The organism is Bacillus sp. SRB_8, from assembly GCF_003264205.1.
GTDB classification, from domain to species: domain Bacteria; phylum Bacillota; class Bacilli; order Bacillales; family Bacillaceae_G; genus Bacillus_A; species Bacillus_A mycoides.
The window spans coordinates 1-292 of the sequence record NZ_NADT01000227.1 but is presented as its reverse complement, the minus strand read 5'-3'; the positions used below and the strand labels follow the sequence as shown (position 1 = coordinate 292).

Below are 292 nucleotides of genomic sequence, written 5' to 3'. Positions count from 1 at the left end.
TGTCCAGCCAGCAGCTGCGCACCGTGCGCCAGCAGAACGCGGTGGCGCAGATCGAAGGGCTCGACGATGTGGCCGCCCCCGCCTCGGTGGCCGATGCGCGCGTCAAGGCCATCGCCACGGTGTCCGAATCCAGCCTGGGGCTGCTGGTGGAGCCGCGCTTCCTGCAGGTCACGGTGCCGCTGCCGCCCGTGCTGGTGGCCAATGCCATCGCCGTGCAAGAGGCCAACCGCGAATACCAGGAGCGCGCGCTGGCGCGCGACGGCCTGCGGCGCATGTACATCGGCACGCTCAC

Annotated in this window: 1 pseudogene; it reads left to right on the top strand. The window is 71.2% G+C overall.

Annotated elements, in window-relative coordinates:
- Positions 1 to 292 (top strand): annotated as a pseudogene (locus B5P40_RS32515) (PAS domain-containing sensor histidine kinase); the annotation flags it as partial.